Here is a 14,885-nt window from a genome sequence, read left to right as displayed (position 1 = left end):
TGTGCCGGATACGGCCCGGTGGCCGGCGGCTGTTGTGCCGGATACGGCCCGGTGGCCGGCGGCTGTTGTGCCGGATACGGCCCGGTGGCCGGCGGCTGTTGTGCCGGATACGGCCCGGTGGCCGGCGGCTGGGAAGGATACGGCCCGGTGGGTGGCACGCTGGGCGACTGCCCGGTCGGGGGTTGACCCCAGCCGGGTGAGGACTGATACGGGTTGGGCTGCTGCGGGTTCGGTCCGCCGCCGTACGGAGGTGTGGTCATCGTTCTACCTGCCTGCTCAGCACTCGGCCGCGATGTTGCGGGTATCGCTACGGAAACTGGACTCACTCACCAGGTAGCCGGTGTTGGAGTCGAGGTCGTCGGCGTCGGCGCGGACGCCGCTGTCGTCGTAGTCCTTGGCCGCACTGATCAGGGCATCGAGTTCGTCGGTGACGTCGTATTCCGAGTCGTCCTCGAAGGCGTTGACCGCGACCCGATACGCCGAGCACAGTTCGCTGTTCGTGGTGGAGTAGCTGTTGAACGCCGAGGTGGCACCGCCGCAACTGCCGAGAGCGCCGAACAGCAGGCCGAACACCACGAGTACTGCGGCGACGGTGGGCAGCAGCGGTATCCGATTGACGACATCGGCCGCTTGGTTGCGCCCATGGGTTGGTGACGGAGGTGTGGCCATCGTGCCAAATTAGCAATGGCAACCATCGACGCGATGTCGTCCGTTCGGACTCATTCGTCGCGCTCGTCGTCTTCGTCGGTGTCGGTGTCGGTGTCGGTGTCGACCTCGACGAGGTCCAGCCGCACCCCGAGTAGACGCACCGGCCGGCCCTGCTCGAATTTCGCGAGCACCTCGAGCACGGCGGCGACGATCGTGTCGCGGTCGGTGGTCGGTGCGGCCAGCTTCCGGGATTTGGTGCGGGTGTAGAAGGTGGCGGTCCGCACGGTGACCGCCACCCGGAAGGGTGTGCGGCCTTCGGCGACGATCTCGCCGAGCAGTTCGTCGGTGAGGTCGGTGGCGGCCGCGGCGATCTCGGCCGGTTCGGTCAGGTCGGTGGCAAAGGTGTGTGACTTGGAGTGCGACTTGGCCTCGAAGGGTTCGACGGTGATCGTCGCATCCCCACCGCCGCGGCACAGGACGTAGAGCCAGTTGCCCTGGTGTGGGCCGAATCTGGCGATGAGGTCGTCCTTGTCGGTGGCGATGAGTTGCTCGACGGTGGCCACGCCCATCGCGGCCAGTTTGTCCGCGGTGCGCGGTCCCACACTCCACAGGTCTCCGGTCGGCGCAGAACCCATGAGCGGCAACCAGTTCCGTTTGTCGAGCAGAAACACCCCCGGCGGCATCGCCCGATCGAGCCCGGCGTCGCGGATTCCCCGTTTGGCGAAGCCGGTGGCCATCTTCGCGCGTTGTTTGTTGTCGCTGATACCGATTCGGCAGGCCAGCCCGCACTCGGCGGCCACCCGTTCACGGATGCCCGAGGCCAGGGCGAGGATCTCGTCGTCACCGAGTTCGTCACGGCCGAGGTCACTGTCACCGCCGGATACGTCGCCGATTCCGGCGTACGCCTCGTCCCATCCCCACACCTCCAGCGGATGACCCATCTGCCGCAACGTCGTCATCACCTGTGCGGAGGCGGCGTCGTAAGCGGACATGTCCAGCGGCAGGTACACCGCGTCGGGCATCTTGCGGTGTGCACTGCGCAGGGGCATCCCCGCTCGCACCCCTGCCGCACGGGCCTCGTAGGACGCGCAGGTCACCACCTTGCGCGCCTCGGTGGGGTCACCATTGCCGCCGACGATCACCGCCGCGCCCACCAGCTCGGGACTGCGGAGTCGCTCGACGGCGACCTGGAACTGGTCGAGGTCGATGTGCAGCAGCCACCGGTGGCGGCGCGGGGTCGACGCGCTCACCCGAGCCAGCCTACCCGGGCAGCTCAGTACCCGCGGCCGCTCAGGCCGGTTCCGGCGTCGGCAGTCCGGACAGCTTGCAGGCCAGGTGCAGCGAATGCGGGTTGAGTCGGACGAGCGTGAGATCCGAAGTGCCGTGCACCAATTCGACGGCACCGGCGGTCGGCAGCCGGTGTTCATCGGGCACCGCGAAGATCGACGCGGCATGACCGACGGCCCACCCCAATCCCTCGACGTCGGATGCCGACAACATCGGAACGATCTGAGAAAGAACAGAATTCATCATCGAACGATCTCGATGCAGGGGTGGCGGGACCAGGTTCAGTGACCGCGACGCCGTCGCACAGTCGGTGGGATCGCTGAGTGCATGGGTGGCCACCAGCAGGAAGGCCAGCCGGAGCAGATCGGCCCGGCGGGGATCGGACAGGGCGACGGCGTCGTCGACCAGTGTCCGCTGCGCGCGGACCGGCAGTGCACCGGACGCCGTGCGCAGGGCCGACTCGGCGTCGCGTCGGGTGAGCATGGCGTCCCGCAGCATCACACCGAGCACGTCCGCGGCGCGGGTGTGCCGATTGATGGAGGAGCGGATCTGGTGAGCCAGCGCCGCATCAGATCCGGCACCGTCACCCCAGATGGCATTGGGCGACAACATCATTCGCAGCGAGGGCAGGAACAGTAGCGACTCGATGTCGAGCGCCTCGAGGATCGCGGCCGCGCCGAGGAATCCGAGTCGCGCACGCGACTGCGCATCCTCGAAACCCTGCAGATCCGCCTCGAAATCCACGTCGGTCATCCCGTCCACGTCCCACCCTGCGTGCATTTCTTCTGCGCCCCGACGTGCACGTTCCCGGATGTAAGTTAGACCACAGCGCCCGTTATGTCCAGACGGGGCGCACACGCCTTTTGGCAACGGACGTATCCCGAATGGTGTAGTGGCAGTGCACCGTTCAGAACAGCAAAGCGGTCAGTAGAGTTCGGGCCGACGGTCGGCGAGGTAGGTCCAGCCCGCCCGCGACCGGGTGAGTTCGTCGCGGTCGGCGGTACCGAACACCAGGTGTTCGCCGGGTTCGCCGAGGGCCTCGACCGCCCCGCTGGGACCGATCCATTCGCTGAGACCCCCGTAGGCCAGATCTCCTTCACTGCCAATGAGATTGGCGTAACCCACATACACCTGGTTCTCCAAGGCGCGGGCCGGCAACAGGATGCGTTGCACATCGTCGTACTCCGGCATGTTGGCGGTCGGGACGCAGACGATGTCGGCGCCGCGCAGCGCCAGCGAACGCACCACCTCGGGGAACTCCACCTCATAACAGATCCCCAGGCCCAGTCGCCAGCGGCCGAGCCCGGCCACCGGGGCGGGAACCGTTCCGGGCGCGAACATCTCGGTGTCGAGGTCACCGAACAGGTGGGTCTTGTGGTGGGTGGCCAGCAGCCGACCGTCGGAATCGACGAGCCGGATCGCGTTGTACACCTCGCCGGCCAACAGCTCGGCGCACCCGTAGAGCACGGCGAGCCCGCTGGCCGCGCAGATCTGCGACACCGCCGCCGCGATCGGCCCGTCGGGAGCGTCGGCCCGCTCCCCCGCGGCCCGCGCGCCGATGTTGTACCCGCACACGAACATCTCGGGTGTGATCAGCAGGTCGGCTCGCCCGGCGCACGTCGCGGCCGCCCGTCTCAAACGCTCCAGATTGCGTTCCACGATATCCGGGGTGTCCGGGGGTAGCGGCGTGGCCTGCCAGAGTGCGACGCGCAGAACATCCGCCGGTGTCGTCCCGTTCATCGTCGCGTCACTCACCGATGTCGATCGGTCCGAGGTCGGCGTACACGTCGCCGGGACCGGGATTCTCGGGTGCGCAGCGACCACCGAAGTGCGTCAGCACACCCCACACCGCGTTGAGTCCGGTCTGCACCGCACCCTCCACCCACGCCGGGGTGAAGGAGACGTCGTCGCCGGCGATGAAGATGCCGCGCTCGGCGTCGGGTAGCAGATGCTGATCGTGGAAATGCCCGTACATGCGGGTGTTGTACCGATAGTGGCCCGGCAGCGCACCCTTGAAGGCGCCGAGGAAGTTCGGGTCGTCCTCCCACGACACGGTGATCGGCCGTCCGACGATGTGCTCGGCGATGTCGACGTCCGGGTAGATCTTCCGTAGCGCCGAGAGCGCCAGGGAGACACGGCGTTCCACCGAATGCGGCAGCATCTTGAGCGAATCACTCATCCACGAGTACGACAGGCAGATCACCCCGGGCCGGTCGGGTCCGTTGTCGAACAGATAGGTGCCGCGGGTCAGGCGGTCGGTCAACGTCATCGACAGCACGTCGCGGCCGGTGTCGGGGTCGCGGTCTGACCAGAAGGGACGGTCGACGAGGACGAAGGTCTTCGATGACTGCATGTACCGGGTGCGATCCAGCGCCATCCACAGATCCTGACTGAACAACGACTCGTCGCAATCGATCTCGGTGGACAGCAGCCACGCCTGGCAGGTGGCGACCACCGCGGAGAACTCGCGTCGCTCGCCCCACCGGTCGGTGACCTCGATGCGGTCGGGGCCGAGGCGCCGCAGTGCGCGCACCCCGGGTTTGGGCACCCCGCGGTGCAGCGACGACAGCGACGTGCCGACCGGCCAGTGCGCGATCCGGTGCGGTGCATGTGACCACAGTCGACGCGGAACCTGTTCGACCCCACCGACGATGAGGTACTGGTCGGTGTCGCAGTTGGTGAGCACCACCCGCAGGATCTCGAGCATCGAGTTGGCGAAGTCCGAATCCCAACCGCCGGTACCGAATCCGACCTGACCAAAGAGTTCGCGATGCCGAAAGCTCAGCAATCCGAACTCCGTCGAGGTGGCGAGGAAGTCGTAGAAGCTGCGGTCGTCCCATTCGGCGACGAGGGCATTCCAGCGTCGTTTCAGCTCGGCGGTGTCCCGTTCGGCAATGGCGCGTTGCAGGCCGGAGAAGCCGGCGATGCGTTCCAGTGCGGCGTCCCAGGCGTCGGAGATCTCCTGGTAGATCGGCGGCAGATCGTCGAGGGTGCGGGCGTACAGCGTCTCCCCGCCGATGTCGATGACGGTGCTGCCCGCCGCCTCGGTCAGGGGATTGGGGAACGGGCGGATGCGCAGTCCGAAGGTGTCGACGTAGTGGAAGAAGGCTCTCGAGGAGATCGGGAACCGCATGCCACCGAGTTCGGCGACCTCCGGTTCGCCGGGGACGAACGGCTCGGAGCGCAGTCGGCCGCCGATCCGGTCGGGTTCGTACACCACCGGCTTCAGACCGATCTTCATCAGCTCGTAGGCGGCGACCATGCCCGCCATCCCCGCGCCGATCACCGCAACCTCACTGCCGAGCGCCTCCGGCGGCACCGTGCCGATCCCGGCCGGGTGGCCGACCCAGTCGTCATAGGGAAACGGGAAGTCCGGACCGAAGATGGTGATCGGGGGCTCGGTGGTCGGCACTTCGGTGGTCGGCTGCATCCCTCGTAGGGTAGGTCCTCCGGCCGCCAGAGGAGGGGAAGTGACGCGCGTCATGGCGATGCCGGGAACTTTCCGGCGCGTACCGCCGACCTCTGACGCGAGACTCGTCAGCCACGGGACTCATCAGCCCCTCGTGTGAAGGCAGGATTCGAGTTGGTCACCACCCCACCCCTGGATGAGGGGGCCGCGCCGGCGTTCGCGTCGTCGCGCTCCTCTGCGTCATCGCCGTGCCCGGAGCCCTCATCCCGGCCGCGTCGTGCGCGCGGCGCCGCCGACCGTTGGCGTCCGCTGCTGCTGCGCTGGCACTTCTACGCCGGCATCCTGATCGGCCCGTTCCTGCTGGTCGCCACCATCACCGGCACGTTGTACGCGCTCATCCCGCAGCTCGATCGTGCGATCTACAGCCACGAGCTGACCGTCGACGATCCCGGTGGCACGCCGATCCCCCTCGGTGAGCAGGTGGCCGCGGCCCGCGCGGCCCACCCGGAGGGTTCGATCGTCTCGGTGACTCCGGCACCAGCGGCCGGCGAGACCACCCGCGTGGTGCTGGCCGTCGACGACGTCCCGGCCGATCACAACCGCACCGTCTTCGTCGATCCCCACACCGGCGAGGTGCGCGGTGAGCTGACCAGCTTCGGCGAGTGGTTGCCGGTGCGCGCCTGGTTCGATGACCTGCACCGCACTCTGCACCTGGGTGAGGTGGGCCGCAATTACAGCGAGATCGGTGCGAGCTGGTTGTGGGTCGTGGCGCTCGGCGGTCTGGTGCTGTGGATCGGATACCGGCGCCGCACACACAAACTCAAGCGACTGCTGGTGCCCGATCGTCACACACCCAGACGTCAACGCACCCTGAGTTGGCACGGCGCGGTGGGTGTCTGGATCATCATCGGCCTGATCGGGCTGTCGGCGTCGGGCTTGAGCTGGTCACGTTATGCCGGTGAGAACATCGGCGAACTGCGCACCGAGTTGTCGTGGACGACGCCCGGCGTATCCACCGAAGCATCCACCGAAGCATCCACCGAACCGTCCGACGATACGTCCGCGCATCACGGCGCGGGTGCCGAAACGGCACCGGCCGAGGTCGATCCGGCGGCGTTCACCCAGGTCTACGAGACCGCACAGCAGGCCGGTCTGGTCGGCCCGATGGTCATCTCGGTGCCGGCGGCCGCGGGTGCGGCGTGGTCGGTGTCGGAGAATGCGCGCGGATTTCCGAGTCACTACGACTCGATCGCCGTCGATCCGCACACCTATGCGGTGACCGACCGGGTCGACTTCGCGGACTGGCCGTTCATGGCGAAGATGACGACGTGGGCGATCAGTGCCCACATGGGCCTGTTCGGCCTGATCAACCAGGTCGTGCTGATCCTGCTCGGCGTCGGGCTGATCACCGTCATCTGCCGCGGCTACCTGATGTGGTGGCGTCGCCGCCCGACGAAGGGCGGGCTCCCCAAGGCGCCCGGGCGGGGTTCGTTGAGTTCCCTGCTGCCGGCCGAGGCGCTGGCCCTGATCGTCGTCGTCGCCGTCCTCGGCTGGTTCCTCCCCTGGTTCGGAATCCCGTTGGCGCTGTTCGTCATCGTCGACGCGGTGTGGGGAATCGTGTCGAAGCGGCGGGAGTCCGCGCAGTCGGGTGAGTCCCGGGTGAGCGCGCGATGATCGCCGACGAGTTGCTGCGGTGGGTCGTCACAATCCTGTTCGGACTGGCCGCGGCGCAGTGCCTGTACCTGATGGTTGTGAAATCGATGCCCTGGCAGGCCTATGTGGGGCATGCGCTGCATCTGATCATGTCGGTCGCGATGTTGTTGATGGCCTGGCCGTTCTCCGCGGACTGGCCGACGGTCGGCCCGCTGTGGTTCTTCGTCGCCGCGGCGGTGTGGTTCCTGGCCAGCCTGGCGGTGCCGAACTCGTCACGCCCGGCCGTCGACTGTGGTTGCGTCCCATCGACATCCACCACCACCGGGCGGATGGCGGCGGTGTACCACGCGGCCATGATGGGGGCGATGGCCTGGATGTATGCGGTGATGAACGGCAGCCTGCTGCCGGGAACCCCTGCAGCGCAACCGATGGCGTTGGCGTTGGGCCCGGGTGGTGTGGGTTCCGGCCACCCGGTGGTGCTCGCGCACAGTCACGGCGGTGGCGACATGGGCGGGATGGACATGACTCACATGGCACCGCAGCCGGGATATGTGGCGCCGGTGAACTGGGTTCTGGCGCTCGGGTTCGCGGTCGCCGCGGCGCTCTGGCTGTACCTGTACTTCGATCGTCGCCGACGTGCCGGTGCGCCCGACGACGTGTTGTCCTTCGCCGGCGATCTGTGTCAGGTGTTCATGGCGACCGGCATGTCGATCATGTTCTTCCTCATGGTTGTCTAGGACGCATGGGACGTGTGTATGAGTCGGTGGCACCGCTGTGGGTGACGGCGATTTCGCTGGTGGCCGTGCTGATCGTGGCCTGGGTGTTCGGTGCGATCGCGCGCTGGGTGCTGCGGCGCCGTGCCACGTTGAATGGCACAACCGCGGTCGTGCTGGCGATTCTGGGCTCGGCGGTGGGACTGTTCATCGCCGGCGCGATCACGCCGGACACGCACCTGTGGCAGCCGATCGCGATCGGGTCCGCCCTGCTCGGTTCGATCGCGGTGATCGCCGCCTACGGGGCGGTCGCCGCGCATCTGCAACGCCCCCGACGAGCGGGCGTGGCCGAGCTGATCGCCGCGGGCGAATCCGCGCAGGTGGAGTTCAAGTCGACGGCCCGGATCAACACGCGCACCGGTGAGAAGGATCCTCGGATGGAGCAGGTGATCGTCAAGACCGTGTCGGCGTTCCTCAACGCCGACGGCGGGACGTTGCTGATCGGCGTCGACGACGAGGGCACGCCGCTGGGTCTCGACGCCGACTACGCCACCCTGAGGGTGCCCGACGCCGACCGCTTCGAGTTGTGGCTGCGTGATCTACTGACCACCGCGCTCGGACAGAATGCGGCCGCCGCCGTCGACGTGTCGATCGAGGACGTGGCGGTCCCCGATTCCTCTGGGACACAACCGGTCTGCCGGGTGGTGAGCCACCCGTCGCCGCGGCCGGTGTATCTACGCCCCGGCAAGAACGCCCCACCGGAGTTCTGGGTCCGCACCGGCAACTCGTCGCGCCACCTCGGCGTCGACCAGGCCGCCGACTACGTCATGCACCGCTGGCCGTTGGGTGCCGGCGCTGCCCTCGCCGCCCAGGCACGCTCGGCGGTGCGGTTCTCGGCGGGTGGGTGAGGTCCGGAGTCCGTCGGACTCCGTCTGGTCTGCGATGGGGATTGCGGACTGCAATCGTCCGTAATCCGGGCGATGCTGACTCCATCGTTGCACAACGCATCCGATCCCTCGATCCGAAAGGCACGTGCTCATGGACTGGACCCTGGAAGTCGCGTTTCTGCCCGTCACCGACGTCGACCGCGCGAAGGACTTCTACACACGCATCGGCTTTCACCCCGACCACGATCAGTCGCCGTCCGAGGACATCCGCTTCGTGCAGATGACCCCGCCCGGGTCGGGATGTTCGATCGCGTTCGGCACCGGACTGATCGAGGGTCAGCCGCCCAATGCCGGAACCCTCATGCTGTGCGTGTCCGACATCGAGGCGGCCCGGCAGTCCTTGCTCGACAGCGGCGTCGACGTCTCCGAGGTCGATGTGCAGTCGTGGGGGCACTTCGTCTACTTCGACGACCCGGACGGCAATCACTGGAACGTGCAGTACCTGCCGTATCGGTATGGGAAGTGAGTCCACCGACCCGGTGAGCACCTCCCCGCACCCATTTCACCTGCTCGGCTCCCACATGCACGCGATGCATTCCGTGCATGTGGGAGTTGCGCGTGTAGCTACCTCTCCGGATCGTCGAACGCCACGACGATGTGGTCCACGGATTGCGCCACCTCGACACCCTGTGGGCCGCCACGTAATTGCGCTCCGTGGCGACCCACCTTCACCCGGCCGTCGGGCATCCGTACGACGGTCAGACCGTCGGCCCACTCCGTGATCTGGTTGCCCGATCGGTCGAGAGAGGTCCGCGGTTCACCAAACGGGAGCGTGGACTTCGGGGCCGGCCCGGGTCGTGGCGGCGGTGGTGGCGGCTGGGCCGGTGGCGGTGGTGGCGGCTGGGCCCTGGCCGCGGGGTTCTCGGCGACGACGCCGGCGGGCACCCGGTGCAGCCCGGCCCACCGGTCGCGGGCGACGACCGTCGGGCCGATCGCACCGAACACGGCGCCGGGCGTCACCGTCGCACCCACCACCAGCTCGACACCGGACAGCACGCCGTCGGCGGGGGCGGTGATCAGCAGCGACGTTGCCGCGGCCTGCACCCGGGCGATCGGCTCGCCGGTCCGCACCCGTTGACCTTCTCGAGCGAGCACGCCGGCCACGACGGTTCCGGGCACCAGCGCCGGCATCATGATCCGCACCCCGGTCGCGGCGAACGGATTCACCTCGGCGGGAACTGCGGCGGTGCCGACCGGAACGTCGATGTTCGTCGAGCGCAGCAGCCCACCTTGGGCAACAACGGTTTTCGGATCACCGATTCGGCCGATCCGACCGACCCCGGACAATGCGGCCGCCACGCTGGGGATGTTGCTGGTGCCCCCGGTCAGGTACACCACCGGCAGGCTGGCCCGGCCCGACACCGCGTCGGCGCCATCGATCGCCTGCCGGGTCAAATCCACCGCACGTTGCACGTAGGGCGCGATCATCTCCTCGAATTCCCTGCGGGTCAACAGGATCGGTCGTCGTCCGCCGGGTAGTTCGATCGAGGTCCGCGAATCCTCCGACAGGTTCTCCTTCGCGATCCGCACGTGATCACCGAGGGCAAGTGCCGCGGCCTGTTCCTGCAGCAGCGCAGGCAGCTCCGGGTCGAGGCGACCGGCCTCCTCGAGCACCCAGCGACGCAGCCGGGCGTCGAGGTCATTCCCGCCGAGGGTGTTGTCGCCGCCGGACCCGATGACGGTGAACCCGCCACTGTCGTGCGCGAGCACGGCGACGTCACAGGTCCCCGCCCCGAAGTCGAAGACACACATCCGCTCGTTGGCCGCCACGTCATGTCCCTGATGGACGTAATACCATGCAGCGGCCAATGATTCGGATACCGTACGGATCTGCTCCGGCCGGATTCCGCCCCGTTGCGCGGCGCTGCGCAGGATCGCCTGACGACGTTCACTCCAATTGTCCGGGTGGGTCAGGATGACGGTGTCGAAGGAGCCGAAACCCGAATACCGCAGCGCGGTCCGGTGTACGTGATCGAGGACGACGCCGATGATCTCCTCGACCGGCCAGAAACGGTCACCGAGTTCGATCTCGCCTTCCACCAGGCGGGATTTCGGGGATTCCTCGTAGGCGTCGGGACGGTGCAGTCGTATCGCGCGGGCGGCGGAACCCACCACGATGTTGTCGCCGTCGGCGCCGACCGCCGACGGCATCGTCACCACATCCGCCGACAGCGGCACGACGACGGGGTCGGCGGTGTCGACCCGGAACGCGGCGGCGGTGTTACTGGTACCGAAATCGATGCACAATCGTCGCCTACCCTGCGATGCCGCGCCCGCCACCGTCAGCTCCCGTCGTCGGACGCCGGCGCTCCGGCCGGTTTCTGTTGCCCGACCGGACGTTTCAACACGGCCACGATGTTCTTGCGGATGGTGTCGATTGCGGTGACCTTGGTCCGCAGCTCTGTCACGGCCTGCTTGCGATCCTCGGCCGAGCGCTTGGATTCGGCCGCCGCGTCGTTGAGGATCTTCGCCGATTCCGCGAGCGCACTTTCGAGTTGGAGATCATAGGCCACCCGCAGATCGCCCATCGCCTGCGCGTTGAACGCCTTCAACTGCGACCGCACGTCACCCTTCATGTCGTTGACCGCCTTGGTCAACCATTTGCGGTGATTCTCCTTGCCGGTGCGGGTGGCCCGGAATCCCAGCACGATGCCGGCCCACACCGGCAGCGCGATGAAGCCCACGCCGGGGATCAGCGCGAGCGGTCCACCGGAGGCCATGGTGGTGATCAGGATGGGATCGAGGAAGTTCTTCCACGGCGACACCTTCTTCTCACCACGCAGGTGCAGATCCTCCTGCCCCTCGGTGAGGCGGTCGAGCACCGAGACGCGGATCTCACTGTCGGAGAACAACTCGTCGGCGATCCGTTCCACGCCGACGACGTAGGCAGCAGAGACCCGATGGGCCACCGCCTCCAGGTCGACGGTCATCTGCGACACCAATTCCTTGGAGGCGCGCGGTATCTCGTAGAACTTGAGCTTGTCGATGCGACGCGACCACTGATCGAAGAGTCCGTCGAACTCCTCACGCAACATGTCGTCGGAGGTCACCGACAACGCCGCCATATCCTGCTGGAGGCGGGCCTGCCATTCCCGTTTGTGATCCTTGAGGCCGGCGAGTCGTTCCCGCTCGGCCTCGATCTCGACACGCACCGCCGGAGCGGCCTTCACCGTCTCGATCTCCAGCAGCAGCCGGGTGCGTACCGTGTCGAGTCCGCCGAAAGCCACCTGCAGCGCGTTACGTTCCGGCGCATCCGAGGTGGCACGCACCAACGGGGTGAGCGCGCCGACGAGGTCGGAGACCCCGGAGGCGGCCCGCGCCCGCGTGGCCGTCTCGGGGTCGGCGATCGACGCGGCCTGCGCGGCCACCCGATTAGACACCCCGATGATCGGCGCGTGCGCGAAACGTGGTGCGTGCCTGGCGATCAGCGTGCGATTCTCGGCGAGCACGGTGCGCCACTGCCGCATCACCAGATCGATTTTGGTCACCACGATCACCACCGACGAGATCTCCGCGCCCACCGCGCCGAGGAACTCGAGTTCGGGGGCACTCATCGGCGCCGTCGCATCGCAGACCATCACCAGCACACCCGCGCCGCGGCTCGCACTCATCACCGCCTCGACGTGTTCGGGTATCAGCGATCCCACGCCCGGGGTGTCGACGATGACGGTGTCGGGAAGCACCGTCGAGGCGATGCCGACACGCGCCGACACCGCGGGTACGCCGACCGCCACGATGTCACCGTCGGCGCCAGAGGACGCCTGCGTCGTCACCGTGCGGCCCTCATCGGCACCGCCGACGGTGACCCAATCGGCGAGTGCGGCGACATCGATTCGGTGTGTCACACCGGGGAATTCGATGTCGGCGGCCCCGACGGGCAGGTCGTCGGTGGCGGGCACGTACCGCACGTAAATGCTCGTCGCCATCTCCGTGTCCACGGGCGCGACCGGCGCGTTGGCCGGTGCGCCGACCAGCGTGTTGACCAATGAGCTCTTGCCCCGGCTGATCTCGCCGACGATCACCACCGACGCCTCCGGCGGCGCGGCCGCGGCCACCCGTAGCGCACGGTCGGCGATCGCATCCTCACCGTGTTTGCGCAAGGCATCGACGGCCACCCGTAGTACCGTCGCGGCACTCGGTGGCGTTTTGCGCGGCGCGGCTTCTTGACTCATCATGCCGTCCACAGGCCGCGGCGGACGAGCTGAAATGTCTGTTCCAGCACCAACAATGCCTCCCGTTCGGCCGAGGAGCCGGCCAGTGATCGCCGGCCGCGGTAGTCCACCGCGCGGGACCGGGCGGCCGCGTCGATGTCGGTGGGTGCCGCACCGGGTGGCAGTCCGAGCAACACCCGCACGTCACGCACCGCCACCGCGTGCCCGAGGTCGGCGACCACCTCGCTGTCGGGGTGCCACCTCGCGAGGGCCTCCAGCGCGGCGACCTCGCGGAGCCGGTGCAATTCCGGCGCGGACTCGGCGTCCTCGATGGCCACCAGGATGGCGGCGCGATGCGGACTGCGGGTGGCGAGGTCTCGCAGTTCGCCGAGCATGGTTCGGGCCTTGAGCACGTCACCGACGGCGACGAATCGTCGTCCGATCGCCTGCCGGAGATCCCCCACCCCGGAAACCCGTTGCAGCCATTCGCAATAGGCCTGCGCGCCGTCGGCGGCGATATCGGCGCCGTCGTCCATGGCATAGGTCCCGACGAGTTCCTCGAGCCGGCCGAGCAACTCGACGTCGATGCCCGGCGGCGCCGGTGCACCACCATCGATGATCGACAGCAGTTCCCACGTCTCCAGGTTCCCGCGCGCCGCGATCGCGGCCGTCTCCCGTTCGGTGACACCGCAGACACCGGCCTCGGCCATCAGACCCGACACCGGCACCACAGCACCCGCGGTGGCCGCGAACCGGCGCTGGATGCGGCGGGCGATTTCGAGCGCCTTGAGCATCGGGCGCTCGTCGGCGATCAGATCGGCCTGCGAGATCACCAGGATGGTGTTCTGTGCCGACGCCCCACAGTTGCGGAGGAACTCGACCTCGTCGGTCTTGGGGCCGCCGGCGTCGTCGAGGAGGAAGAGGATGACGTCCGGGCGCGGCAACCCCGACCGTCCGCTGAACACCCGCCGCGTCGCGGTCTCGGCGGTGTCGGTGAAACCCGACAGGCCGGGGGTGTCGATGATCTGGAAGAAATCCCGCAACAGCCGCGACGGCGTGTACGCGACGGCATGGTCGATGTCGCGGGCCGGCCGCCCGAGGTCGCCGCGCACCGGTCCGGGCACCTCGGTGACGGTCCCGTCCATCCCGATCACCTCGACGCGCTGCGGCGCACCAGCCCGGTACAGGGTGGCCACGCGGGTGCATTCGGCCCGGTCGGTCGGTGCCACGCGATCACCGACGAGCGCATTGAGCAGCGTCGACTTCCCCGAACTGACCCGACCCGTCACCGCGACGGTGAGCGGGGCGTCGAGGTCGGCGCGTAACCGCTGCGCCACCTCACGCTCACCGATCCGGGCGACATCGTCGAGTAGTTGCCCGAGCCGGTCGCGTAGGGTCGTCCGCGTTGCCACCGCGTGGTGCCTCCCGTCGGATGTCAGGTCGGTCCGTCGAATCTGGTCGGCCACGGGAACATTCTGGCCCGTGTACTACTCAAAGAGGGTAAACGGGCATCGCAGGGGTGCGCGTATCAAACGACCGACGGAGACGGAGTGCGGCGATGACCGACGACATCGAGACGTGGCTGGCGGCCAACGATCCCGCGTCTGACCTGACCGCACCCGACGACGTCTGGGAGTCCGCACTGGCGACCGCATTCGATCCCGACGCCGAGGCCGACGACGACCTGACCGCGCCGGCCGGTGACGACCCGGCGGACGACGCCGACGGGGTCGACGCTGACGGGGTGGACGCTGACGGGGTGGACGCTGACGGGGTGGACGCTGACGGGGTCGACACTGACGGGGTCGATCTGGATGAGCTCGACGCGGCCGGCACTGATCCGGACGGCACTGATTTGGACGACGCCGATTCAGATGACGCCGATTCAGATGACGCCGATCCGGACGACGGCTGGATGGACGACGACCTCTCCCCTGCCGATCCCACGGACGACGACCCGTCCTGGGATCAGGACGACTCCGACTCCGGCGACGCCGACTTCTGAGTCGTGAGACGGCAATAGTTCGCTCGCCAAACAACTTTCATCCCATTCCCCAGCCTCGTTCCATCCCCTACG

At 67.9% G+C, this 14,885-nt stretch carries 13 protein-coding genes and 1 pseudogene; 5 read left to right on the top strand and 9 right to left on the bottom strand.

Annotation, left to right across the window (positions count from 1 at the left end; genetic code table 11):
- The 6 genes and pseudogenes from ACWETB_RS09135 to ACWETB_RS09110 all read right to left on the bottom strand — a co-directional run.
- Positions 1-260, bottom strand: a pseudogene (locus ACWETB_RS09135) (hypothetical protein); the annotation flags it as partial.
- 16 nt (positions 261-276) lie between these two features.
- Positions 277-669, bottom strand: coding sequence for a hypothetical protein (locus ACWETB_RS09130; RefSeq protein WP_348806745.1), 393 nt, complete (start codon positions 667-669; stop codon positions 277-279).
- Between the two features lie 50 nt (positions 670-719).
- The gene (locus ACWETB_RS09125; protein ID WP_449741386.1) at positions 720-1,898 is read right to left on the bottom strand and encodes a DNA polymerase IV; all 1,179 of its coding nucleotides are present in this window, start codon (positions 1,896-1,898) and stop codon (positions 720-722) included.
- Between the two features lie 40 nt (positions 1,899-1,938).
- On the bottom strand, positions 1,939-2,688 hold the full coding sequence (locus ACWETB_RS09120) for a hypothetical protein (protein ID WP_452210695.1): 750 nt from the start codon (positions 2,686-2,688) through the stop codon (positions 1,939-1,941).
- 171 nt (positions 2,689-2,859) lie between these two features.
- A complete protein-coding gene (locus ACWETB_RS09115; protein WP_452210693.1) occupies positions 2,860-3,690 on the bottom strand; it encodes a carbon-nitrogen hydrolase family protein in 831 nt (276 codons plus the stop codon).
- Complete coding sequence (locus tag ACWETB_RS09110) at positions 3,683-5,365, bottom strand: flavin monoamine oxidase family protein (RefSeq protein ID WP_449741389.1); 1,683 nt, start codon at positions 5,363-5,365, stop codon at positions 3,683-3,685. The genes ACWETB_RS09115 and ACWETB_RS09110 overlap by 8 nt, the downstream gene beginning before the upstream one ends.
- A gap of 153 nt (positions 5,366-5,518) precedes the next feature.
- Here ACWETB_RS09110 and ACWETB_RS09105 point away from each other — a divergent pair, with 153 nt between their 5' ends.
- The 4 genes from ACWETB_RS09105 to ACWETB_RS09090 all read left to right on the top strand — a co-directional run bounded on the left by ACWETB_RS09105 (position 5,519) and on the right by ACWETB_RS09090 (position 9,123).
- On the top strand, positions 5,519-7,018 hold the full coding sequence (locus ACWETB_RS09105) for a PepSY-associated TM helix domain-containing protein (RefSeq protein WP_452210825.1): 1,500 nt from the start codon (positions 5,519-5,521) through the stop codon (positions 7,016-7,018).
- Positions 7,015-7,734, top strand: a complete 720-nt coding sequence (locus ACWETB_RS09100) for a DUF5134 domain-containing protein (RefSeq protein WP_452210691.1) — start codon at positions 7,015-7,017, stop codon at positions 7,732-7,734. Before ACWETB_RS09105 ends, ACWETB_RS09100 begins: the two co-directional genes overlap by 4 nt.
- A gap of 5 nt (positions 7,735-7,739) precedes the next feature.
- Positions 7,740-8,618: an RNA-binding domain-containing protein gene (locus ACWETB_RS09095; RefSeq protein ID WP_452210689.1), complete on the top strand. Its 879-nt coding sequence runs from the start codon at positions 7,740-7,742 to the stop codon at positions 8,616-8,618.
- Between the two features lie 130 nt (positions 8,619-8,748).
- Positions 8,749-9,123 carry a VOC family protein gene (locus ACWETB_RS09090; RefSeq protein WP_449741392.1) on the top strand — a complete coding sequence of 125 codons (375 nt, stop codon included), beginning with the start codon at positions 8,749-8,751 and terminating at the stop codon, positions 9,121-9,123.
- Between the two features lie 98 nt (positions 9,124-9,221).
- Here ACWETB_RS09090 and ACWETB_RS09085 read toward each other — a convergent pair whose 3' ends face one another.
- Genes ACWETB_RS09085 through ACWETB_RS09075 form a run of 3 tightly spaced genes read right to left on the bottom strand, consistent with a single transcriptional unit; the run spans position 9,222 to position 14,220 of the window.
- Positions 9,222-10,937, bottom strand: coding sequence for an Hsp70 family protein (locus tag ACWETB_RS09085; RefSeq protein ID WP_452210686.1), 1,716 nt, complete (start codon positions 10,935-10,937; stop codon positions 9,222-9,224).
- Between the two features lie 2 nt (positions 10,938-10,939).
- Positions 10,940-12,832, bottom strand: a complete 1,893-nt coding sequence (locus ACWETB_RS09080; RefSeq protein ID WP_449741394.1) for a dynamin family protein — start codon at positions 12,830-12,832, stop codon at positions 10,940-10,942.
- Complete coding sequence (locus tag ACWETB_RS09075) at positions 12,829-14,220, bottom strand: dynamin family protein (protein ID WP_449741395.1); 1,392 nt, start codon at positions 14,218-14,220, stop codon at positions 12,829-12,831. Before ACWETB_RS09075 ends, ACWETB_RS09080 begins: the two co-directional genes overlap by 4 nt.
- Before the next feature lie 146 nt (positions 14,221-14,366).
- Here ACWETB_RS09075 and ACWETB_RS09070 point away from each other — a divergent pair, with 146 nt between their 5' ends.
- Positions 14,367-14,813 (top strand): hypothetical protein, encoded by a 447-nt coding sequence (locus ACWETB_RS09070; protein ID WP_452210684.1) that lies wholly within the window; start codon positions 14,367-14,369, stop codon positions 14,811-14,813.
- The last annotated feature ends 72 nt before the right edge of the window (positions 14,814-14,885 follow it).

This window comes from Gordonia sp. NPDC003950 (genome assembly GCF_053605205.1).
This window is presented reverse-complemented; position numbering and strand designations above follow the sequence as displayed.